This window comes from Shewanella sp. 125m-1 (assembly GCF_052977065.1).
Genome location: NZ_JBRILT010000044.1, coordinates 17,704 through 39,288 on the forward strand (window position 1 = coordinate 17,704; position 21,585 = coordinate 39,288).

Here is a 21,585-nt window from a genome sequence, read left to right on the forward strand (position 1 = left end):
CACTCCTTGTTAGCGCTGCAGTAATTTGCCAGACGGGTGATTTGAACCATGAACTTGTGAATGGCAGTTCATACAGCTTTGCCCAGCGTTAAACGCGTTAGGCTGACCACCAAAGACGGCATTCGATGTGTGACCTACCGATGCGTGACACTGCTGGCAAAGCATGGGAGGTTTTGTGGTTAACATGGCTTCATTGACACTGCCGTGAGGATTGTGGCAAGTCGCACAGTCATCAGTAACCGGGGCGTGCTCCCAAAGTTTGGGTCCACGTTTTTCTGCATGACACGAGTAACAATTTTCATTGACGCTCATCTGCTTTAGATTGGCGTCAGCTAAGCTTCCGTGAGGGTTATGGCAATCTGTACATACCATTTGTTGCCATTTTAATGGATGCGATGAGCGTTTATTCATGTCTGCTTTTTGCTGAGTATGGCAACTGGTACACACAGCCACTTCCGTGCTTCGCTGTGCAATTGGGTCTTGCCCTGTATGGACTAAGTGACAGTCGGCGCAGCTCACATCGGCATTGTCATGATGATTGCCTTGCCAAGCCATGAAGTTGTCATTGTTATGGCAACTCTGACAAACACTATTTTGCTTTTCAGCTGGGACGGGAGAATTTGAACCGAAGGTAATCATGGGCTCTTTACCACCACGATTATGTTTACCTTGGGGACCATGGCACGCTTCGCATTGAAGATCGGCCATTGGTGATCCTTGAACACTGCTGCCGTGGACACCGTCAAATAGCGCCATGACAGTTTCATTTTTCCGATGACACATCAAGCAGGAGTCAGCGCCTTTTGGGGAGTATTTCCCTTCAGCAAACTTTTTGTCGAGTATAGCTTCTACTTCTTGTGGATCTTGGTCGTCCCACGGAGCGGAGTAAACGCTTGTACTTAATGCCACTAAGGTTATTAACAGCAGACGCACCAAGGCGCTAGAGAACCATCCAGTGTTCTTGTTCATCATCTCATTCCCATTCGCCTTTAAAGCGATTATTTTTTGATAATTTAAAATTAGTAATTATGTAAATTACTAATGTTTAATTATAGGGTGAGTTTATTACAATCCCATAACAAAAATGTGTGTTTAATTTACTGGATAGACTGATTTATATAGAACTAAGTCGATAAGTGTGACACCGATCACGCTTGCCGTTTGTTGAATCAATGAACTGATATTTGTTAAATAATAACCATTCTTAATTAGTGTGGTGGTTCGGCAGGAAAATTTATCTCGGCGTAGGCATTTATTAGTTGAGATATTTGTCACATAATGGAGAACACAATTGAAAATTATTATCGTTTACAGTCCGAAATGTTGATCTAGGTAAAGTTATTACTCTTTTGTCTGCTTTAGAATCAGCATTAATTTCAAAGAGAGTCGAGGCCTGTAAATAGGTGGAATGCACAATGAAGTTAAGTGAATTGAATCCAGGCGATGTAGCCAGAATTTCTCAAGTGGGCCAGATAGATTTGCCCGCGGTAGTTAAACGCAAACTCCTTTCGATGGGGATCACCCCAAATACTCGATTCTCCTTGATCCGCAGAGCGCCGATGGGCTCGGGCGTAGAGTTAGATATCCGTGGCAGTAAATTATGTATGCGTCGCGATTTAGCAGATATTATTGAGGTTGAAAAAGCGAATGGCTAAACAATTTAACTGCGTAACTGTTGGTAATCCTAATGCGGGAAAATCCACACTGTTTAATGCATTAACGGGTTCTAACCAGCAAGTGGGTAATTGGTCGGGTGTGACGGTTGAGAAAAAAACTGGCCAGTTTGCACTGCAAGGCACCGATGTCTTCTTAACTGACTTACCCGGTATTTACGATCTGCTTCCAGCGGGTAATAGTTGTGATTGCTCGTTAGATGAGCAGATTGCACAGCAATACCTAGCTGAACAATCTATTGATGGCATTATCAACCTTGTTGATGCTACTAATATTGAACGCCATTTATACCTAACGGTACAGCTTCGTGAGCTAGGCATTCCGTTGGTCGTTGTGCTGAACAAGATTGATGCGGCGCTCGAACGTGGTATTAAGATTGACGTCGCTAAAATGAGCGAAGAGTTAGGTTGCCCTGTCGTCGCAGTGTGTTCTCGTGAAGAAAAAGATATTGAAAAGATAAAGCTTCAATTTGTTGCTTTACTCGACGGTAAGGTTTCTGAAGCGCCATTAGTGCTTAATTACGACGCAGAAATTGAAGCGGGCGTGACCAATTTATTGGCTCAAGATGACTCATTAAGTCGCGGTCGTGCTCTGGCTATGCTGGCTAATGGATTAGGCTGTGGTAAGTGTAAAAACAGTCAAATGGCGAGTGAAGTAGAGCAATACTCTCAGGCATTATCTAGCCAAGGGAAAGACATTGAGATCATGGTTGCGACAACGCGATTTGATTTCGTTGAGCGTGTATTTACCGGCTCAGTAGATAGCGATAATCGTGAAACATTCACCGATAAGTTAGATAAAATTGTGCTGCATCCGGTTGCAGGCATTCCGGTTTTCTTATTTGTTATGTATTTAATGTTCATGTTCAGTATTAACGTGGGCAGTTCATTTATTGATTTCTTCGATATTACCGCAGGCGCATTATTTGTAGATCACTTAGGCGCATTTATGACGAGCCTAGGTTCTCCGGCCTGGTTGGTCACCATTATTGCTGGTGGTGTGGGTCAAGGTATTCAAACGGTCGCCACTTTTATTCCAGTGATCGCAGCGTTATTCTTAGCGTTATCGGTATTAGAAGGTTCTGGCTATATGGCGCGCGCTGCGTTTGTAGTTGATGGCTTAATGCGCCGTATTGGCCTACCGGGCCGTGCATTTGTGCCTATGATTGTGGGCTTTGGTTGTTCAGTACCTGCGATTATGGCTACTCGTACTTTGGGCAGTGAGCGTGAGCGCATTGTTACTGGTATGATGGCGCCATTTATGTCTTGTGGCGCAAGACTACCTGTTTACGCATTATTTGCAGCAGCCTTTTTCCCTGAATCGGGTCAGAATTTAGTTTTCTTGCTCTATATTATTGGTATCTTTGCTGCTATCGGTACTGGATTATTACTTCGCTCAACCTTACTTCCAGGTTCTAGCAGCGCAGTGGTTATGGAGCTACCTAGCTACGAGAAACCAAAGTTCAAGACCGTCATGGCGCGAACGGGTAAGCGTACCAAGAGCTTTATCATGGGCGCGGGTAAAACGATTGTGATTGTAGTGACTCTGCTTAACTTTGTTAATGCAATCGGTACTGATGGCTCATTTGGTCATGAAGATAGTTCAGAGTCAGTATTGAGTGTAGTGAGCCAAAAAGTAACCCCGTTATTTGCCCCTATGGGCGTTGAGCAAGATAACTGGCCAGCAACAGTAGGTATTATTACGGGGATTTTTGCAAAAGAAGCCGTAGTAGGTACTCTAAATAGCCTTTATTCAGATGCCGGTGCGGGTGATGAAGCTTTAGCGCCAATAAGCGACACGTTTAGTGAAGCGCTAGCAACAATCCCTGAGAATTTATTTGGTATTGCCCCTGATGATCCGTTATCGATTTCAGTGGGGGATGTGTCATCGGTAGAGGCTGCATCTGAAGAGCTTGAAGTGGATACGTCGACCTTTGGCGCACTGCAGGCTGGTTTCGCTGGGGTCACTGCTGCATTTGCTTACTTATTGTTTATCTTGTTATATACACCTTGCGTAGCAGCTATGGGCGCATTGGTGAACGAGTTTGGTAGCCGTTGGGCAAGATTTGCAGGGCTTTGGACATTTGCTTTAGCTTATGGTGTTGCTACCGTATTCTATCAAGGCGCAACGTTTGCACAACACCCATTGCAATCAAGCTTATGGATAGGATTTTTCGTAATAGCTTTAGTTGTCTTCTATCTCTGGCTAAAGAAAAAGGGTAAGAAAACACAGACCATTATCCCTGGCATTAAAGTGATTACTGAATAACGCGAATAGCGTATACTGTGATCAAATAATAAAAAGCAGCGATGATTCGCTGCTTTTTGCGCTATAAAAATAGCCATTAGAGAGGTTTTTAAACCTCAGTCGTTGATCCTTTACAAGATCTGTAGGATTATGCATTTTTAGTCTTTAATCATCGTTCGCAAAGAGGAATTCCATGAGTCATGTGGACACTGAAGTACGTCCTAGTAACTTCATACGTAACATCATAGATGAAGATCTCGCTACTGGTAAGCACACGAGTGTTCAAACTCGTTTTCCACCAGAGCCAAACGGCTTTCTTCATATCGGCCACGCTAAGTCTATCTGCCTAAACTTTGGTATTGCACAAGACTATAAAGGTCAATGTAACTTACGTTTTGATGATACCAACCCTGAAAAAGAAGATATCGATTACGTTAATTCTATTCAGGCTGATGTGCAGTGGCTCGGTTTTCAGTGGGATGGTGATATTCGTTATTCATCAAACTATTTTGACCAATTACATCAGTACGCGGTTGAATTAATCACTAAAGGCTTAGCTTATGTGTGCTTCTTAAATGGTGAAGAGACTCGCGAATATCGCGGTACGCTTAAAGAGCCTGGTAAGAACAGCCCATACCGCGATACCTCAGTTGAAGAGAACTTGGCGTTATTTGAAAAAATGCGTTTAGGTGAGTTCAAAGAAGGCGAGTGTTCGCTTCGAGCTAAGATTGATATGGCATCACCATTTATGTGTATGCGTGATCCAATCATCTACCGTATTCGTTTTGCTCATCATCATCAGACGGGCGATAAGTGGTGCATTTACCCAATGTACGACTTTACTCACTGTATTTCTGATGCGATTGAAAACATTACCCACTCATTGTGTACGCTAGAATTCCAAGATAACCGTAGACTGTATGATTGGGTGCTAGATCAATTAGATGACTTCCAAGCGCCAAACAGAACACGTCAGTACGAGTTTTCAAGATTGAATCTTGAATACACATTAATGTCAAAGCGTAAGCTTAATGACTTAGTGGTACGCAACCTAGTAACAGGTTGGGACGATGCGCGTATGCCTACGATTGCGGGTTACCGCCGCCGTGGCTATACCGCTGCGTCTATTCGTGAATTCTGTAAGCGTATTGGTGTTACTAAGCAAGACAACATGGTCGAAGTTGCAATGCTTGATGCGTGTATTCGTGAAGAGCTTAACGAGTTCGCTCCTCGTGCAATGGCAGTGATTAACCCGGTGAAAGTGGTTATCGAAAACTACCCAGAAGGTCAGGTTGAGATCATTAACGCAGCAAATCATCCTAATAAGGAAGAGATGGGCAAGCGTGAATTGTCTTTCGGTCGTGAGCTATTTATCGATGCAGATGATTTCCGCGAAGAAGCAAACAAGAAGTACAAGCGTTTAGTTCAAGGTAAAGAAGTGCGCTTGCGTAATGCTTATGTGATTAAAGCTGAGCGTTGTGAAAAAGATGCTGATGGTAATATCACTACGATCTTCTGTACTTATGACGATGAAACGTTGGGCAAAAACCCAAGTGATGGTCGCAAAGTTAAAGGCGTGATCCATTGGGTTGAAGCAACAACAGCTAAGCCTGCTGAGTTCCGCTTATATGAAAGATTGTTCAGCGATCCTAATCCAGCTGCTGCTGAGTCTGTTGACGAAGTGCTAAACCCGCACTCGTTAACAACTAAGCATGGTTTAGTAGAAGCTAGCCTTATCACTGCAGAAGCTGAAAAAGCTTATCAGTTTGAGCGTGAAGGTTACTTCTGCGCAGACAGTAAAGATTCTACAGAGGACGCGTTAGTGTTTAACTTAACCGTGCCACTAAGAGACTCTTTCGAGTAAGCCTAATCTAAGTACTTATTAACACTAAAAAAGCCGACATAATGTCGGCTTTTTTGTTGCTTGTGTTTTGGAGTTCGCTGGCTTACTTTGTGATATTGATTGGTATGAATACCTATCAATATAAAGAGTTGAAAGTAGTCAAAGTGAGCTTATTGATACATAGGGCCAAAACCGACACTCCAAAGAATGACGCTCGAAGCCATTAGCCCGACCAGCAAGACTAAGCCAGCAGTCACAACAGAGCTTGCGTAAATAAAGCCTTTTTCCTCTGGGATATTCATAATAATCGGTACACCGGTATAAAGCAGGTAAACCGAGTAAGCAAGGCCTGCAAGCCCGACAACCATGATAAACCACAGTGTAGGATAAAGCGCCGCTAAGCCCACCATAAACAGCGGTGTAGCAGTATAGGCTGCAAGCTCTAGTGCTTGGGTATAACTCGGTTTTGCATCGAAGGTTTTTGCCATCCAAAAAGCGAGGTAGGCGAGGGCGAATACTCCAGCGATTAGTCCAAAGTACATGCCTGTAGACATGATCATAGCGCTTTGTGTTGTTAAGAATTGGCGCTCGCCAACGCCTAAGTCCCACCCAATTTGTGAAGTCCCAATAAATGCACAAATGGCCGGTATCAGTGCAATAATGACGATATGGCTTAAGCTACTGCGCAGTGCTTCGTGGTTTTGTTCAATTGTGTGCCACTCTTCTTTTGGATGAGTGTATAGCCCCATTAAGTGATTCAATATCATTATAATTATCCTCGTTTAGCATTTAACTTTTATATTAAATTGGCTCGCCAAACTGCAGACGAACTTGTTACAGCTCTAAGGTTATTTATTAAACAAAATCTGCTAAGAGTCAAGCCTATCAAATTAATCATAGGTGTTAAGCTAGGACTCTGCTGAAAATTGCTGATAAAATAGTGTCCTATTGACAAGGTCGAGATGGGACCAGGATGAACTTAGCCATGCAGCAGCTATTAGCGCCAATTTACAATTTTTTAAAATGCGAAACGCCAGATAGTTGGATTGAAGAGGCAAAGAAGCCTGAGCAATTAACAGGACTATTAATCGATCATTGTAACTGTGAGCTAAAGGCTGCGCAGACGGCTCTGTTTTTAGTCCGTAAATATGCCGTAGATAAACAAAGTGGCCAAGTGCTGCTTGACTGGGTAAAACCCTATGAAGAATTTGTTTATGATAAGGGCAGAAATACAGAATCTTTTTTGGCCAAAGACAGTAAAAAAAATGAGTTTTCAGCAGAGCTTATCGCTCGTGATGATTTCGAACACGGCAGGGATTTAATCAATAAGATGGTACGCTTGATCAAAGAAGAGTTTCATCACTTTGAGCAGGTACTGGGCATCATGCATAGTCGAGGTATTGAATACCAGAACATTCGCGCGGGGCGTTATGCCAAAGGCATGATGAAAGAGGTTAGAACTCATGATCCTGCCAAGCTTGTCGATAAATTAATTATTGGTGCATTTATTGAGGCACGTTCTTGTGAGCGTTTTGCTAAGTTGGCACCGCATTTAGATGAAGAGCTAAAGAAGTTTTATAATTCCTTGCTGCGCTCTGAAGCCCGTCATTATCAAGATTACCTGACATTGGCGCAGGCTATTTCAGCTACCGATATCAGTGATAGAGTAGCCCATTTTGCCGCAGTAGAAGCGGAGCTTATTTTATCTGATGATGAAGATTTTAAGTTCCATAGCGGGGCGCCGCTGGCAACAGTGACAAGCAATTAAATTGCTTGTCTTTACTTAGGCTGTCATTAAAGGGGAATCCTAAAGAGGCAAGCAGTAAACTACTTGCCGAAAGGAAGTTCTATCAGTTCAACACAGTCTTTACTAACACTTAGCATGCTGCCTTGATCATACCAATCCCCAACAACAATACGGCGTTTACCATTGTTAAGTTGATGAATTGCGGGTCTATGAGTATGACCGTGGATCATCTGCTTGGTTTTCGTCTCATCGAGTAGCTCAAGCACAGCCTCAGGTTCAACATCCATAATGCTATAACTTTTTTGTTGATTACTGCTCTGACTTTTTGCTCGTAGTTTACTGGCAATACCAAGTCGTTTAGATTGCGGTAAATGCGCATAAAGCCACTTGGCCCAGCTCATATTTCGAAATTTTCTAAAACGCTGGTAAGGTTTATCTAAGGTGCAGAGGCTATCGCCATGCAAAATCACTGTAGCTACCCCATATAAATCTAAAGTATAGACTTCAGGTAACAGTGTCATACCGCTACGTGTAGCAAATGCATTGCCAATTAGGAAATCCCGATTGCCATGAATAAAGTAAATAGGCAGTTTTTTTGAGGCTTGTTTTATTGCATCAGCAAGTTGGTTAGCAAAAGGTTCAGCGATGTCGTCACCAACCCATACTTCGAAGAGATCACCAAGGATGTATAATGCATCAGTGTCGTGAAGTTGAGTATCGAGAAACGTAAGAAAAGCTTGGGTGATATCGGGGCGATCGGCACTTAGGTGCAAATCGCCCACAAATAGAGTTCGCATCGAGGCAATGTTACTCTTCGATGGTTACTTTTTCGATGATAACAGCTTCAAGAGGAACATCTTGATGCATGCCACGGTTACCAGTGCTAACGGCTTTAATCTTGTTAACAACATCCATGCCTTCAACTACTTCACCAAATACACAATAACCCCAGCCTTGAGCTGACTCAGACTTAAAGTCTAGGAAAGTGTTGTCGCCAACGTTGATGAAAAACTGTGCAGTTGCTGAGTGTGGATCAGAAGTACGAGCCATTGCGATAGTACCGATTTTGTTCGATAAACCGTTATTTGCTTCGTTTGCGATTGTTTCGTTAGGGCGTTTTTGGCCCATATCTTCAGTAAAACCGCCACCTTGGACCATGAAACCGTCGATTACACGGTGAAAAACAGTGCCATCGTAGAAACCTTCTTTAGCATAGTTTAAGAAATTAGCGGCAGTATTCGGCGCTTTTTCAGTATTCAAAGCTATTTTGATTTCGCCATGGTTTGTATGAAGTGTGATCATATTTAAACTCTCGTCATTTAACACGCTGTAATAATGGTTGGATTCTAACGTAATTGCGTAAAACCATAAAGCATTGTGTGTTTGGCTAATTAAATTAAGCACCATTTATGCGATATTGGAATCGAAAGTGCACCACAGCATTGTTGTAACGCTTGTGAATCATCGGGATAAGATCGCAAACTTGCTTAGTTGCGGTATATCTGCTCAATTTTGCGGGCTTGGTGTACGAAAACAGCTTGGAACAGCGACTTTTGCAGTGGTAGACTGAACAACTAATTTCTAAATATAGCCGTTGAAGAGAATAATCAATGTTGAAGCTTTACAATAGTCTTACCCGCCAAAAAGAGCAGTTTGTGCCAATACAGCCAGGAAAGGTTGGCATGTATGTGTGTGGGGTGACCATCTATGATTTATGTCATATTGGCCATGGGCGTACATTTGTATCTTTCGACATGATTGTTAGATACCTAAGATACAGCGGATATGACGTTAATTTTCAACGTAATATTACCGACGTTGATGACAAAATTATTAAGCGCGCGAATGAAAATCATGAAAGTTGTGATTCGTTAACTGAGCGTCTAATTGCTGAAATGCATAAAGATTTTGATGCCTTGAACATGGCTCGTCCAGATAATGAACCTCGTGCCACACAGCATATACCTGAAATCATCGATATGGTCGAAAGACTCATAGAACGTGATCACGCCTATGTTGCTTCAAGTGGGGATGTGCTATTTAGCGTGTCATCATTCCCTGAATATGGTCGTTTATCTGGGCAGAACCTTGAGCAACTGCAAGCGGGTGCTCGTGTCGAGATTGAAGACACTAAGCGCGATCCAATGGATTTCGTATTGTGGAAAATGTCAAAACCAGGCGAGCCGACTTGGGATTCTCCATGGGGACCTGGTCGTCCAGGTTGGCATATCGAATGTTCAGCAATGAATAGCAAGCATTTAGGGATCCATTTCGACATCCATGGCGGCGGTAGCGATCTTCAGTTCCCACATCATGAAAATGAAATCGCTCAGTCTTGCTGTGCTCATGATACGCCATATGTAAACTATTGGATGCATACTGGTATGGTGATGGTAGATAAAGAGAAGATGTCAAAGTCTTTGAATAACTTCTTCACTATCCGTGATGTGCTGGGTCACTACGACGCTGCAACGGTTCGTTACTTCTTGTTATCTGGTCATTATCGCAGCCAGCTAAACTACTCAGAAGATAACCTTAAGCAAGCTAAATCAGCATTAGAGCGCATTTATACTGCACTTAAAGATTTAGACCTAACGGTTGAAGCCGCACCTGCTGAAGACTTCGTTAACAAGTTTAAGTCGGCGATGGATGATGATTTTAATACGCCTGAAGCTTATTCGGTATTGTTTGATATGGTGCGTGAGATCAATCGTTTAAAAGCAACTGACATGGCAAAAGCCTCAGCATTAGGTGTCGCACTTAAAGAGCTGGCGGATGTACTAGGCATTTTAGGTCAAGATGTTGATACCTTCTTTAAAGGAGAGGGGACTGATGACGAAGTGGCAGAAATTGAAGCCTTAATTGTTGAGCGTAACCGTGCTCGTGCAGAAAAAGACTGGCCTGCAGCCGATGTTGCACGTGACGGGCTTAATGCATTAGGTGTGATTTTAGAAGATGGTCCAGAAGGCACCACCTGGCGTAAGAAGTAATTCTTAACCACTGATTGCTCTGATGTAAGACATCAAAAAAGCCTGCTTAATGCAGGCTTTTCTTTTTGAGTAACTAGGTCTGGAACACTTATGCCACACCCCATGGATGGAAAGGTGTGGTATCTCTTTTTTGAGTAACTAGGTCTGGAATATTTATACCACCACACATGGATAGATGGAATATCATGGAAATAGCTTTTCCGTCTTTGCTGTTAGCTGCTTTTCCTAGGACCTTGTTTTAAACCTAGAACCTTCTGTTAATCGTGATACTGCTCGCAAGCATATAGCGTGTTTTCAAGTAGGCTTGCGATCGTCATCGGACCTACACCGCCAGGTACTGGCGTGATAAAACTTGCACGCTCGGCAGCTTCATCAAACTGTACGTCACCTACAAGCTGACCGCTTTCCAAACGGTTAATACCTACATCGATAACGATTGCGCCGGGCTTTATCCAATCGCCAGGAATAAACCCAGGTTTACCCACTGCTACAATGACTAAATCGGCTTGTCTTACTTTATCTTCAAGGTTACGGGTAAAACGATGGCATGTTGTGGTCGTGCAGCCTGCTAATAGCAGCTCCAGTGACATTGGGCGGCCAACGATGTTAGATGCGCCGACGACAACAGCATCTAAACCAAAGGTATCAATACCTGTCGATTGGATCAGTGTCATTATCCCCATGGGAGTGCATGAGCGAAGTACTGGGATCCGCTGAGCTAAACGGCCAACGTTATAGGGGTGGAAGCCATCTACATCTTTGTCTGGGCGAATACGCTCAATAACTTTCGATTCTTCGATATGCTCTGGAAGAGGTAGCTGAACTAAGATCCCATCTATGCTTGGATCGTCGTTACATTCATCAATGAGTGACAATAAGGCGTCTTCTGATGTGCTGCAGTCTAGATCGTAAGAACGAGATATAAAACCGACTTCTTCACAGGCTCTGCGCTTGCTGCCGACATAAACTTGCGATGCAGGATCTGCTCCAACAAGAATTACGGCTAAACCTGGGGCTCTTTGACCAGCCTCTTTACGGGCGGTGACTTTATCTTTGAGCTGTGTTCGAATGGTTTGCGCAATCGCTTTACCATCGATGTTTTGGGCTGTCATTGGGGTTGGTGTCCTTTATACGACGCGATAATGGAAAACGGCTGCATTTTAACAGGACAGACCAAGGGTGTCATTGATTTAGACTGTTAACAAACAATTCTAATATACGGATAATAACTTTCTGTATCGAACAAGGTTAGCTTAGTCATTTGGTTGCAGTATTAAGCTTTAGGCAATTGATTGCAGTATTAACTGTATTGAAGTTTGGTTTTAAATACCAGTTATGTCACTTTAGTTAGTCATTAGCAGCAAATCACTCTGCGTAGTCTTAATTTTGGCCACAATGGTCAAAGCTGCACCCGTTAGTGTGTTAAATAGCCATGTGAGTGTATTTTTTAAAAAAGTCATTGACGACTTTTAGGTGCGGGGGTACTATGCGCTCCGTTCTCAACGAGCAGCAAGTTGTTGTCCTTGAGAGCCAGAAACAGTAAAGGGTGTCCCAGCGTGAAAACGTACTTTACATTAGGTTTCAAATTTCGGTGATTAGCGCAGCCCGGTAGCGCATCTGGTTTGGGACCAGAGGGTCAGAGGTTCGAATCCTCTATCACCGACCACATTTAAACTAGCGTAACACGTTAGTTGCCCAGTTCAGGAAATGGAATTTATTTCATTACCGAGCGCCCGTAGCTCAGTTGGATAGAGCACCCGCCTTCTAAGCGGGTGGCCGCAGGTTCGAATCCTGCCGGGCGTACCATTTTTGTGGTGATTGTAGCTCAGTTGGTAGAGTCCCGGATTGTGATTCCGGTTGTCGTGGGTTCGAACCCCATCAGTCACCCCACTCATTCTGCAAAGAAGTTAAGAAAGCGACCTCAGGTCGCTTTTTTTACACCTGTAAATCACGCTTTGAGGCTCGACTCTGGCGCATTCCATAGCTATAATGTCGCGTCTTGATAATTATCAACTAAAAGATACCTGTGCCGATCTTCAGTAATTATGGGCATTTTGGTGAAATTTACGGATCAAGAAACGAATACCTGAATAGTTGATTTTTCGACTATTGCAAAGGACGATAGACATATTTCGAGGTAAAAAAATGCAAGTTTCTGTTGAAGCCACACAAGGCCTAGAGCGTCGCCTAACAATTTCTGTACCTGCTGAGCAGATCGAGAACACTGTTAAAGAAGCATTAAAAAGCGAAGCTAAGCGTGCCCGTATCCCAGGTTTCCGTCCAGGAAAAGTACCTGTAAGCGTTATTAATAAGCGTTATGGTAATGCAATTCGTCAAGATATCACTGGTGAAGTGATGCAGCGTAACTTCGTTGAAGCAATCATTGCTGAGAAGTTAAACCCAGCAGGCGCACCAACGTTAACTCCTGGTTCAACTGAAGGCGAAAACTTTGAGTTTGTTGCTACTTTTGAAATCTACCCAGAAGTAGAGCTAAAAGGTCTAGAGTCAATCACTGTTGAGCAGCCTACTGCTGAAGTAACAGAAGCTGACGTTGACGCTATGATTGAAACGCTACGTAACCAACACGCTACTTTTGAAGTAGCAGACCGCGCAGCGGCTGAAGGCGACAAAGCTAAAATCAACTTTGTTGGTTCAATCGACGGTGAAGAGTTTGAAGGCGGCAAAGCTGACGATTTCGAACTACAACTAGGCAGCGGCCGTATGATCCCAGGTTTCGAGTCTGGTGTTGAAGGTCACAAAGCAGGTGAAGAGTTCAATATCGAAGTGACTTTCCCTGAAGATTACCACGCAGAAAACTTGAAGGGTAAAGTAGCAACTTTCGCTATTACTCTGAACGAAGTTCAAGCGGCTAACCTTCCTGAAGTTAACGATGAGTTTGCTACATTATTCGGTATCACTGAAGGTGGCATCGATGCTCTTCGCGCTGAAATCAGCAAAAACATGAGCCGTGAGCTTGAGCAAGCGCTTAAAGCGAATGTTAAAGAGCAAGTGCTTAATGGTCTAGTTGAGCAAAACGACATCGAATTGCCAACAGCACTAATCGACGGCGAAGTTGAAGTATTGCGCAAGCAAGCTATGCAACGTTTCGGCGACCAAGCTGCAAACATGCCTGAGCTACCAGCTGATCTATTCACTGAGCAAGCTGCACGTCGCGTTAAAGTAGGTCTACTACTTGGCGAAGTGATCAAGACTAACGAGCTTAAAGCTGAAGATGAGCGTGTTCAAGGTTTGATCGCTTCTATGGCTTCTGCATACGAAGATCCAAGTGAAGTTGTAGCATACTACAATGGTAACGAAGAACTTATGCAGAACATGCGTAACGTTGCTCTAGAAGAGCAAGCGGTTGAAGCTTTGTTAAAAACTGCAACTTTGACTGAAAAAGCAGTCAAATTTGAAGAATTTATGAACAAGGCTACAGGTCGCGCGTAACCATCGCTTGACTTAAATGGCTATTAGCCATTTATAATGGCTCGTATGAGGTTCCTCATGCGGGCCATTTTTATTTAGGGAAGTTAATCATGCACAAAGCGCCAGAATCAGTACTTAACGCACTCGTTCCTATGGTTGTCGAACAGACAGCTAAGGGTGAACGTTCATATGATATCTATTCTCGCCTTTTAAAAGAGCGAGTGATCTTTCTCGTTGGCCAAGTTGAAGAACATATGGCTAACCTTATCGTTGCTCAGTTACTGTTTTTGGAATCAGAGAGCCCAGATAAGGATATCTATCTATACATTAACTCACCAGGTGGCAGCGTGACTGCGGGTATGGCTATTTATGACACTATGCAGTTTATTAAGCCAAATGTGAGCACAGTGTGTATTGGTCAAGCGGCGAGCATGGGCGCATTTTTATTAGCAGGCGGTGCAGAAGGCAAGCGCCATTGCTTACCAAATTCAAGAGTAATGATCCATCAGCCATTAGGTGGCTTCCAAGGTCAGGCATCAGATATTGCTATTCATGCTCAAGAGATCCTGGGCATTAAGAACAAGCTTAACTCTATGTTAGCTGAGCATACTGGCCAGCCTCTTGAAGTGATTGAACGTGATACAGACCGTGATAACTTCATGAGCGCAGCTGAAGCTGCTGAATACGGATTGGTCGATTCAGTGATAGCAAAACGAGGCTGATTTTTACTCTCCTCTGAGCTATGCTCAAATATGAAGTAATGAAAAGATTTAGGCAGTAGGATTACTGCAAACAGAGGTAAAGTAATGGGTGAAGACAAAGGTAACGGTGACGGCGGAAAACTGCTGTACTGCTCTTTTTGTGGTAAGAGCCAGCATGAAGTAAGAAAACTCATCGCTGGGCCTTCTGTATATGTTTGCGACGAGTGTGTTGAACTCTGCAATGACATTATTAGAGAAGAGATTAAAGAGATCTCACCAAAGCAAGATCAAGACAAGTTGCCTACGCCTCATGAGCTAAGAGCGCATTTGGATGATTATGTAATCGGTCAAGATAAAGCGAAGAAGGTGCTTGCAGTCGCAGTGTATAATCACTACAAGCGTCTTAAAAATGCGAGCCCTAAAGATGGCGTAGAACTTGGCAAGAGTAACATCTTGCTAATTGGTCCAACCGGTAGCGGTAAAACCTTGTTAGCCGAAACGTTGGCACGTGTTCTTGATGTACCATTTACGATGGCAGATGCGACAACGCTAACTGAAGCGGGTTACGTAGGTGAAGATGTCGAGAACATCATTCAGAAGCTACTGCAAAAGTGCGACTACGACGTTGAAAAAGCGCAACGTGGTATTGTCTACATCGACGAGATTGATAAAATCAGTCGCAAGTCTGACAACCCATCAATTACGCGTGACGTATCGGGTGAGGGGGTGCAGCAAGCACTACTTAAGCTGATCGAAGGTACTGTTGCAGCAGTACCACCACAAGGTGGTCGTAAGCATCCACAGCAAGAGTTTTTACAGGTTGATACCTCTAAGATCTTGTTTATTTGTGGCGGTGCGTTCGCTGGTCTGGAAAAAGTCATCGAACAGCGTGCTCATGTCGGTACTGGTATTGGTTTTGGCGCCAAAGTAAAAGGTGAAGCTGATAAGAAGACTATCTCGGATTCACTGTTAGAAGTGGAACCAGAAGACTTAGTTAAGTTCGGCTTGATCCCAGAGTTTATCGGTCGCCTACCTGTACTTGCGACACTGTCTGAGCTTGACGATGAAGCGTTAATCCAAATTCTGTCAGAGCCAAAGAATGCGATCACTAAACAGTTTGCTGCATTATTTGAGATGGAAAATGTAGAGCTTGAGTTTAGAGAAGATGCGTTAAAGGCGATTGCCCTTAAAGCGCAAACTCGTAAGACCGGTGCTCGTGGTCTTCGCTCAATCGTTGAAGGGATCCTACTTGATATTATGTATGATCTTCCATCGACAGATGATGTTGTTAAAGTGGTTATCGATGAATCAGTGGTTAAAGGTGAATCAACACCTATACTGATTTACGCTAACAACGAAGCGCAAGCTGCAACAGCTGAATAAAATTTCACCTATAGTTTGATGGTGAGTTGAAAAGGAGCCAAATTGGCTCCTTTTTCGTACACTTTTTTAAATAATTTTTTTTCGCCATTGAATCCTATCCAATCATCCCAATATACTCATTAGTAATCATAAAAAACGGAATCGAGCTATGACCCTAGAGCGTGATGCGCGAATCGAACTACCCGTACTACCACTAAGAGATGTGGTGGTTTATCCCCACATGGTAATTCCGTTATTCGTCGGTCGAGAGAAATCTATTCGTTGCTTAGAAAAAGCAATGGAGCAAGATAAGCAAATCATTTTAGTCGCTCAGCGAGATGCAGAGTTAGACGATCCAACTAGCGATGATATTTTTGACGTTGGTACAGTCGCGTCGATTTTACAGTTACTTAAGTTGCCAGATGGCACGGTAAAAGTATTGGTTGAAGGCGGGCAGCGTGCACGCATCGACAACTACTCTGAGCAAGATGAGATTTTTCAAGCGACTGCTCACTACCTTGAGTCAGAACCTCTGTCTGAAAAAGAAGAGGAAGTGCTTATTCGTACAGCTGTTGGGCAATTTGAAGGTTACATCAAACTCAATAAGAAGATCCCACCAGAGGTATTGACCTCGTTGTCAGGGATCGATGAAGCTGCACGACTTGCTGATACCATGGCTGCCCATATGCCACTTAAGCTTGAAGACAAACAGTCTGTGCTTGAAATGGTTAATGTTAGCGAGCGTATCGAATATTTGATGGCGATGATGGAAGCTGAAATTGACCTGTTACAGGTTGAGAAACGCATTCGTAGCCGTGTGAAAAAGCAGATGGAGAAGAGTCAGCGCGAGTACTATTTGAATGAGCAAATGAAAGCGATTCAAAAAGAGCTGGGTGATATTGACGAATCTCATGATGAATTTGAAAGTTTAGCGAAAAAGATTGAAGAGGCGCAAATGCCTACAGAGGCAAAAGAAAAAGCCTCTGCTGAACTGAATAAATTAAAAATGATGTCACCCATGTCTGCTGAAGCAACTGTGGTGAGAAGTTATGTTGAATGGATGGTCTCAGTGCCTTGGCATAAGCGATCAAAAATTAAACGTGACTTGGCTAAAGCACAAGATGTATTAGATACAGACCACTTTGGTCTTGAAAAAGTCAAAGAACGCATTCTTGAGTATCTAGCGGTTCAAAGCCGAGTAAAGCAGCTTAAAGGCCCGATTCTTTGTTTAGTTGGGCCACCAGGTGTAGGTAAAACCTCTCTGGGTCAGTCAATTGCTAAAGCAACCGGTCGTAAGTATGTACGTGTTGCCTTAGGCGGCGTGCGTGACGAGGCCGAGATCCGTGGTCATCGTCGTACTTATATTGGTTCAATGCCAGGGAAGGTTATTCAGAAAATGGCTAAAGTGGGCGTTAAAAACCCACTGTTCTTGCTCGATGAAATCGACAAGATGAGCAGTGATATGCGCGGTGACCCGGCTTCTGCATTGCTTGAAGTGTTAGATCCAGAGCAAAACTCAACGTTTAGTGATCACTATATGGAAGTCGATTATGACTTATCTGATGTGATGTTCGTGGCGACATCTAACTCGATGAATATTCCTGGTCCATTATTAGATCGTATGGAAGTGATTCGTTTGTCGGGCTACACCGAAGATGAAAAGCTCAATATTGCTAAGCAACACTTGCTGCCGAAGCAGATTGAGCGTAACGGCCTAAAAGCGAAAGAAGTGACAGTAGATGACAGTGCTATTATCGGCATTATTCGTTACTACACTCGTGAAGCGGGCGTACGTGCATTAGAGCGCGAATTATCAAAAATTTGCCGTAAAGTGGTTAAACAGATTTTGCTGGATAAGAGCATTAAGCACGTTGAAGTTAACCAAGATAACCTTAAGTCATTTCTGGGTGTACAGCGTTGTGACTACGGTAAAGCTGAGTCTAATAACCAAATCGGACAAGTTACTGGTTTGGCGTGGACTGAAGTTGGCGGCGACTTGCTAACGATTGAAGCCACTTCAGTGCCCGGTAAAGGCAAGCTGACTTATACCGGTTCACTTGGCGATGTAATGCAAGAGTCGATTCAAGCGGCAATGACAGTTGTTCGTGCGCGTGCAGAGCAGCTAGGCATTAACCCTGACTTTTACGAAAAGCGTGATATTCACGTGCACGTACCAGAAGGTGCGACACCAAAAGATGGTCCATCGGCTGGCGCAGCAATGTGTACAGCACTGGTATCGAGCTTAACAGGTAACCCTGTGCGTGCTGATGTAGCAATGACAGGTGAGATTACTCTTCGCGGTGAAGTATTACCTATCGGCGGGTTGAAAGAAAAACTACTGGCTGCCCATCGTGGTGGAACGAAAGTTGTTCTTATTCCAAAAGAAAATGAGCGTGATTTGGAAGAAATTCCTCAAAACGTTATTGCCGATCTGAAAATTTACCCGGTGAAATGGGTTGATGAGGTACTTAAGTTGGCGTTAGAGCGACCAGTTGAAGGCTTCGAAGTCGTAGAAAACGTGGACTAACGCAATAAATTGCAGGAATGCTTTAAAAAAACAGTAAAAAGGGCTTACCTAGCTATCAAGCTGTGGTAGCCTAAGTCTGTGGAGAGTCAGTCGCTCCAGCCCTTGGAGTGACTGGTTTTGAGTAGTATCCTAATTTATTTATTTGGTTTTCCTATAAGGCTTGAACTTTGGTTCTAAGCTTGTTATAAAAAGCCTCCGCAGACCGCTCTAGACAAGAATTTGGGTGCGGCGCAAAAATTACATTCAAGGGGATGACATGAACAAATCTGAACTAATCGAGAAAATCGCTTCTGGTGCTGACATTTCTAAAGCGGCAGCTGGCCGTGCATTAGACTCTTTCATCGGCGCTATTACTGACGGCCTTAAAGAAGGCGATAAGATTGCTCTTGTTGGTTTCGGTACTTTCGAAGTGCGTCAACGTGCAGAGCGTACTGGTCGTAACCCACAAACGGGTGCTGAGATCAAAATCGCTGCAGCAAATATTCCAGCGTTCAAAGCTGGTAAAGCTCTAAAAGACGCTGTTAACTAATAAAGTTAGCAATGCAGCCTTTGTAAGGCTTTTGAAGAAAGCACTGATTGTCAGTGCTTTTTACAAATAGAAAGGGCACAAGTTAAGTATCACCTTAATTTTGCCAGCAGGAGTCTGAAGGTTTTTTATTTTCTCCTCCTTTAAATTACAAAAAGGCGCATCCAAACAGTGATGCGCCTTTTTATTTTATTAATCGCAACAAGCGAGAAGTCTGATGTTAGAAAAGATTCGCGAAGGCTCACAGGGTGTCATTGCTAAAAGCATATTAGTCCTAGTGATACTTTCATTTGCATTTACAGGTGTAAGTAGTTATTTGGGTTCTTCAACTGAGGTTGCAGCTGCTACCGTAAATGGTGAAGAGATCAGCAACTCAGCTTTAGAACAAGCATATCAAAACGAACGTAGTCGTTTGGAGCAACAGTTAGGCGACATGTTTGCCACCTTGTCTGCTGATGACAACTATATGCAAAGTGTTAAGCAAAGTGTGTTGGAGCGTTTAGTGGCTGAGAAGCTGCTGGATCAAAACGCAGCAGAGTTAGGATTGCGCGTATCTGATGCACAGGTTATCGCTGCTATCAAGGCTGAGCCAGCATTCCAAACTGATGGCCACTTTGATAATGACCGTTATCAAGCTATTTTGCGTCAGCTAGGCTACCAAGCCAACTCTTTTCGCGACATGATGCGTACTGATATGACTCGCCGCCAACTTGTTGCGACGTTAATAGGCTCTGAATTTGTTTTACCTGGTGAAGCTAAGTATTTAGCTGATCTTCAAGGTCAAACTCGTGACATTGATTACAAAGTTATCGATGCAACACCGTTCCTTGCTGATATCAGTGTGACCGATGAGCAGATTAAGACATATTACGATTCAAACCTTGGCCAATTTATTCGCCCAGAAGTTGTGAGTCTTGATTACATTGAACTTGATGCAAAAGACTTAGCTAGCGATGTAACTGTAACAGATGCTGACGCACAAGCTTACTACGACGAACACCAAGCTCAGTATACTCAAGCAGAGAAGCGTTTAGCTGCGCATATTTTAGTGCAGTTAGGTGATGATGATTCTGCAGCGAAAGCTAAAGCAGAAGCAATCTATAAGCAGCTTCAAGACGGTGCGGATTTTGCTGAAATAGCCAAGACTGAATCTGAAGATACCTTTAGCGGTGAGCAAGGCGGTCAACTAGATTGGTTTGAAGCGGGCGTAATGGAGCCTGAATTTGACCAAGCGCTATTTGCACTTAATAAAGGTGAATACTCAAATGTTGTGAAAACAAACTTTGGTTACCACATTATTAAGGCGCTTGATATTCAGCCTGGCGCTCAAGCACCATTTGCTGATGTTAAAGAGAAAATTATTGCTCAGCTGCAAGATAAGCAAGCGGTAGATAAGTTCTACGAGCTACAGCAAGTATTGGCTGATAGCAGTTACGAAGTACCTGATACGCTGGTTGAAGCGGCGAAGGATCTTGGTGTTGAAGTTCAAACCACCGCTGAGTTTACTCGTTCTAATCCGCCAGAACTATTTAGCAAGCCAGAGTTGCTCAATGAAGCATTCTCTTCGAATGTGCTACTCGATGGTATGAACAGTGATGTATTAGAAGTTGAGCCGAACCATATTGTGGTTATTCGCGTCAATACCCATAAAGCGGCAGGCACAATGGATTTAGCTGATGTGCGTAATGCAATTGCTAACCGCTTAAAGCAAGAGCAAGCTAATGAAGCTGCACGCAAGCAAGCACAAGAGCTGATGACTGCTGTGGAAGCGTCTGGTGTACCTGCTGATTTTGTTGTTCAAGATAAGCTTGCACGCTTTGCTCAAGATGTAGATGGCGCGATTGTGAATAAAGCTTTTGCAATGGCACAGCCTACAGATAAGCCATCTGTTGATACTGTAGCGCTAGCAAACGGTTATGCAGTTGTTGTGTTGAAGCAAGTGAATGCGGCTGAAGGCGTTGATGCGTCTTTGCTTGATGCACTGAAGCAACGTTTGAGCTCTCAGTACAGTGAAAACGATTACCGCGCTGTGATTGCAACGCTAAAAGCTAAGGGTGAGGTTTTATACCCTGTTGCTGAATAAGAATTGCTGAATATGCGCTACTAATAAATAGCAGTGCGCCTCATAGAGGCATTAAAAAACCGGTTGAGGCCGGTTTTTTTATGGGCTGAATAAACTGCCACACTATGAAGCGCTCCGCTTTCACGGAGATCACGAAGGAGAGCAAAAAAGCAAAGCTATTATCTTATAGTTAATCTTGCTGATGCATTTCTTCGTGTAGCGCAGCGCTCTGTGTCCTTCGTGGTGTATCGCATTGGCTTTTACTTTAGAGCTTATTTACCACGAAGCGCTCCGCTTTCACGGAGATCACGAAGGAGAGCAAAAAAGCAAAGCTATTATCTTATAGTTAATCTTGCCGATGGATTTCTTCGTGTAGCGCAGCGCTCTGTGTCCTTCGTGGGGCTTTTACTTTAGAGCTTATTTACCACGAAGCGCTCCGCTTTCACGGAGATCACGAAGGAGAGCAAAAAAGCAAAG

16 protein-coding genes and 3 tRNA genes are annotated in these 21,585 nt (G+C 43.5%); 14 read left to right on the plus strand and 5 right to left on the minus strand.

The window, feature by feature from the left end; all coding sequences use genetic code 11:
- Nucleotides 1-9 precede the first annotated feature (9 nt).
- Nucleotides 10-969, minus strand: a complete 960-nt coding sequence (locus ACVBIK_RS16550; RefSeq protein ID WP_447161584.1) for a DmsE family decaheme c-type cytochrome — start codon at nt 967-969, stop codon at nt 10-12.
- Nucleotides 970-1,415: 446 nt separating this feature from the next.
- Here ACVBIK_RS16550 and ACVBIK_RS16555 point away from each other — a divergent pair, with 446 nt between their 5' ends.
- The 3 genes from ACVBIK_RS16555 to glnS all read left to right on the plus strand — a co-directional run bounded on the left by ACVBIK_RS16555 (nt 1,416) and on the right by glnS (nt 5,785).
- Nucleotides 1,416-1,655: a FeoA family protein gene (locus ACVBIK_RS16555; protein ID WP_012155917.1), complete on the plus strand. Its 240-nt coding sequence runs from the start codon at nt 1,416-1,418 to the stop codon at nt 1,653-1,655.
- The gene (gene feoB, locus ACVBIK_RS16560) at nt 1,648-3,942 is read left to right on the plus strand and encodes a Fe(2+) transporter permease subunit FeoB (RefSeq protein WP_447170124.1); all 2,295 of its coding nucleotides are present in this window, start codon (nt 1,648-1,650) and stop codon (nt 3,940-3,942) included. The genes ACVBIK_RS16555 and feoB overlap by 8 nt, the downstream gene beginning before the upstream one ends.
- A gap of 172 nt (nt 3,943-4,114) precedes the next feature.
- Nucleotides 4,115-5,785: a glutamine--tRNA ligase gene (gene glnS, locus ACVBIK_RS16565; protein WP_447170125.1), complete on the plus strand. Its 1,671-nt coding sequence runs from the start codon at nt 4,115-4,117 to the stop codon at nt 5,783-5,785.
- Between the two features lie 149 nt (nt 5,786-5,934).
- Here the strand turns inward: glnS and ACVBIK_RS16570 are convergent, their stop codons facing one another.
- Nucleotides 5,935-6,531 (minus strand): Yip1 family protein, encoded by a 597-nt coding sequence (locus ACVBIK_RS16570; RefSeq protein ID WP_447170126.1) that lies wholly within the window; start codon nt 6,529-6,531, stop codon nt 5,935-5,937.
- A gap of 218 nt (nt 6,532-6,749) precedes the next feature.
- Here ACVBIK_RS16570 and miaE point away from each other — a divergent pair, with 218 nt between their 5' ends.
- Complete coding sequence (gene miaE / locus ACVBIK_RS16575; RefSeq protein ID WP_447170129.1) at nt 6,750-7,532, plus strand: tRNA isopentenyl-2-thiomethyl-A-37 hydroxylase MiaE; 783 nt, start codon at nt 6,750-6,752, stop codon at nt 7,530-7,532.
- 59 nt (nt 7,533-7,591) lie between these two features.
- Here the strand turns inward: miaE and ACVBIK_RS16580 are convergent, their stop codons facing one another.
- On the minus strand, nt 7,592-8,308 hold the full coding sequence (locus ACVBIK_RS16580; RefSeq protein ID WP_447170127.1) for a UDP-2,3-diacylglucosamine diphosphatase: 717 nt from the start codon (nt 8,306-8,308) through the stop codon (nt 7,592-7,594).
- Nucleotides 8,309-8,318: 10 nt separating this feature from the next.
- On the minus strand, nt 8,319-8,813 hold the full coding sequence (locus tag ACVBIK_RS16585; protein WP_447161589.1) for a peptidylprolyl isomerase: 495 nt from the start codon (nt 8,811-8,813) through the stop codon (nt 8,319-8,321).
- A 308-nt stretch (nt 8,814-9,121) separates the two neighbouring features.
- On the opposite strand from ACVBIK_RS16585, the gene cysS reads away from it, so the two are divergent.
- Nucleotides 9,122-10,501 (plus strand): cysteine--tRNA ligase, encoded by a 1,380-nt coding sequence (gene cysS, locus ACVBIK_RS16590; RefSeq protein WP_447161590.1) that lies wholly within the window; start codon nt 9,122-9,124, stop codon nt 10,499-10,501.
- Nucleotides 10,502-10,758: 257 nt separating this feature from the next.
- Here the strand turns inward: cysS and folD are convergent, their stop codons facing one another.
- Nucleotides 10,759-11,613 carry a bifunctional methylenetetrahydrofolate dehydrogenase/methenyltetrahydrofolate cyclohydrolase FolD gene (folD, locus tag ACVBIK_RS16595; protein WP_447161591.1) on the minus strand — a complete coding sequence of 285 codons (855 nt, stop codon included), beginning with the start codon at nt 11,611-11,613 and terminating at the stop codon, nt 10,759-10,761.
- 477 nt (nt 11,614-12,090) lie between these two features.
- On the opposite strand from folD, the gene ACVBIK_RS16600 reads away from it, so the two are divergent.
- The 9 genes from ACVBIK_RS16600 (at nt 12,091) to ACVBIK_RS16640 (ending at nt 21,129) form a co-directional block, all read left to right on the plus strand.
- A tRNA-Pro gene (locus tag ACVBIK_RS16600) sits at nt 12,091-12,167 on the plus strand.
- A gap of 63 nt (nt 12,168-12,230) precedes the next feature.
- Nucleotides 12,231-12,307 (plus strand) — tRNA-Arg (locus tag ACVBIK_RS16605).
- A gap of 8 nt (nt 12,308-12,315) precedes the next feature.
- Nucleotides 12,316-12,391 (plus strand) — tRNA-His (locus ACVBIK_RS16610).
- 255 nt (nt 12,392-12,646) lie between these two features.
- Nucleotides 12,647-13,951 carry a trigger factor gene (tig, locus tag ACVBIK_RS16615; protein WP_447161592.1) on the plus strand — a complete coding sequence of 435 codons (1,305 nt, stop codon included), beginning with the start codon at nt 12,647-12,649 and terminating at the stop codon, nt 13,949-13,951.
- Between the two features lie 89 nt (nt 13,952-14,040).
- Nucleotides 14,041-14,652 (plus strand): ATP-dependent Clp endopeptidase proteolytic subunit ClpP, encoded by a 612-nt coding sequence (clpP, locus tag ACVBIK_RS16620; RefSeq protein WP_447161593.1) that lies wholly within the window; start codon nt 14,041-14,043, stop codon nt 14,650-14,652.
- An 84-nt stretch (nt 14,653-14,736) separates the two neighbouring features.
- On the plus strand, nt 14,737-16,014 hold the full coding sequence (gene clpX, locus ACVBIK_RS16625) for an ATP-dependent protease ATP-binding subunit ClpX (protein WP_447161594.1): 1,278 nt from the start codon (nt 14,737-14,739) through the stop codon (nt 16,012-16,014).
- Between the two features lie 148 nt (nt 16,015-16,162).
- On the plus strand, nt 16,163-18,520 hold the full coding sequence (gene lon, locus ACVBIK_RS16630) for an endopeptidase La (protein WP_447163526.1): 2,358 nt from the start codon (nt 16,163-16,165) through the stop codon (nt 18,518-18,520).
- A gap of 256 nt (nt 18,521-18,776) precedes the next feature.
- Nucleotides 18,777-19,049, plus strand: coding sequence for an HU family DNA-binding protein (locus ACVBIK_RS16635; RefSeq protein WP_447161596.1), 273 nt, complete (start codon nt 18,777-18,779; stop codon nt 19,047-19,049).
- Between the two features lie 214 nt (nt 19,050-19,263).
- On the plus strand, nt 19,264-21,129 hold the full coding sequence (locus ACVBIK_RS16640) for a SurA N-terminal domain-containing protein (protein ID WP_447170128.1): 1,866 nt from the start codon (nt 19,264-19,266) through the stop codon (nt 21,127-21,129).
- Nucleotides 21,130-21,585: the final 456 nt, after the last annotated feature.

Coding starts and splice junctions, on each gene's coding strand:
- ACVBIK_RS16640 (WP_447170128.1), top strand. CDS start 19,264: ATGTTAGAAAAGATTCGCGAAGGCTCACAGGGTGTCATTGCTAAAAGC.
- ACVBIK_RS16580 (WP_447170127.1), bottom strand. CDS start 8,308: ATGCGAACTCTATTTGTGGGCGATTTGCACCTAAGTGCCGATCGCCCC.
- cysS (WP_447161590.1), top strand. CDS start 9,122: ATGTTGAAGCTTTACAATAGTCTTACCCGCCAAAAAGAGCAGTTTGTG.
- tig (WP_447161592.1), top strand. CDS start 12,647: ATGCAAGTTTCTGTTGAAGCCACACAAGGCCTAGAGCGTCGCCTAACA.
- ACVBIK_RS16585 (WP_447161589.1), bottom strand. CDS start 8,813: ATGATCACACTTCATACAAACCATGGCGAAATCAAAATAGCTTTGAAT.
- glnS (WP_447170125.1), top strand. CDS start 4,115: ATGAGTCATGTGGACACTGAAGTACGTCCTAGTAACTTCATACGTAAC.
- ACVBIK_RS16635 (WP_447161596.1), top strand. CDS start 18,777: ATGAACAAATCTGAACTAATCGAGAAAATCGCTTCTGGTGCTGACATT.
- miaE (WP_447170129.1), top strand. CDS start 6,750: ATGCAGCAGCTATTAGCGCCAATTTACAATTTTTTAAAATGCGAAACG.
- feoB (WP_447170124.1), top strand. CDS start 1,648: ATGGCTAAACAATTTAACTGCGTAACTGTTGGTAATCCTAATGCGGGA.
- lon (WP_447163526.1), top strand. CDS start 16,163: ATGACCCTAGAGCGTGATGCGCGAATCGAACTACCCGTACTACCACTA.
- clpX (WP_447161594.1), top strand. CDS start 14,737: ATGGGTGAAGACAAAGGTAACGGTGACGGCGGAAAACTGCTGTACTGC.
- ACVBIK_RS16570 (WP_447170126.1), bottom strand. CDS start 6,531: ATGATATTGAATCACTTAATGGGGCTATACACTCATCCAAAAGAAGAG.
- clpP (WP_447161593.1), top strand. CDS start 14,041: ATGCACAAAGCGCCAGAATCAGTACTTAACGCACTCGTTCCTATGGTT.
- ACVBIK_RS16550 (WP_447161584.1), bottom strand. CDS start 969: ATGAACAAGAACACTGGATGGTTCTCTAGCGCCTTGGTGCGTCTGCTG.
- folD (WP_447161591.1), bottom strand. CDS start 11,613: ATGACAGCCCAAAACATCGATGGTAAAGCGATTGCGCAAACCATTCGA.
- ACVBIK_RS16555 (WP_012155917.1), top strand. CDS start 1,416: ATGAAGTTAAGTGAATTGAATCCAGGCGATGTAGCCAGAATTTCTCAA.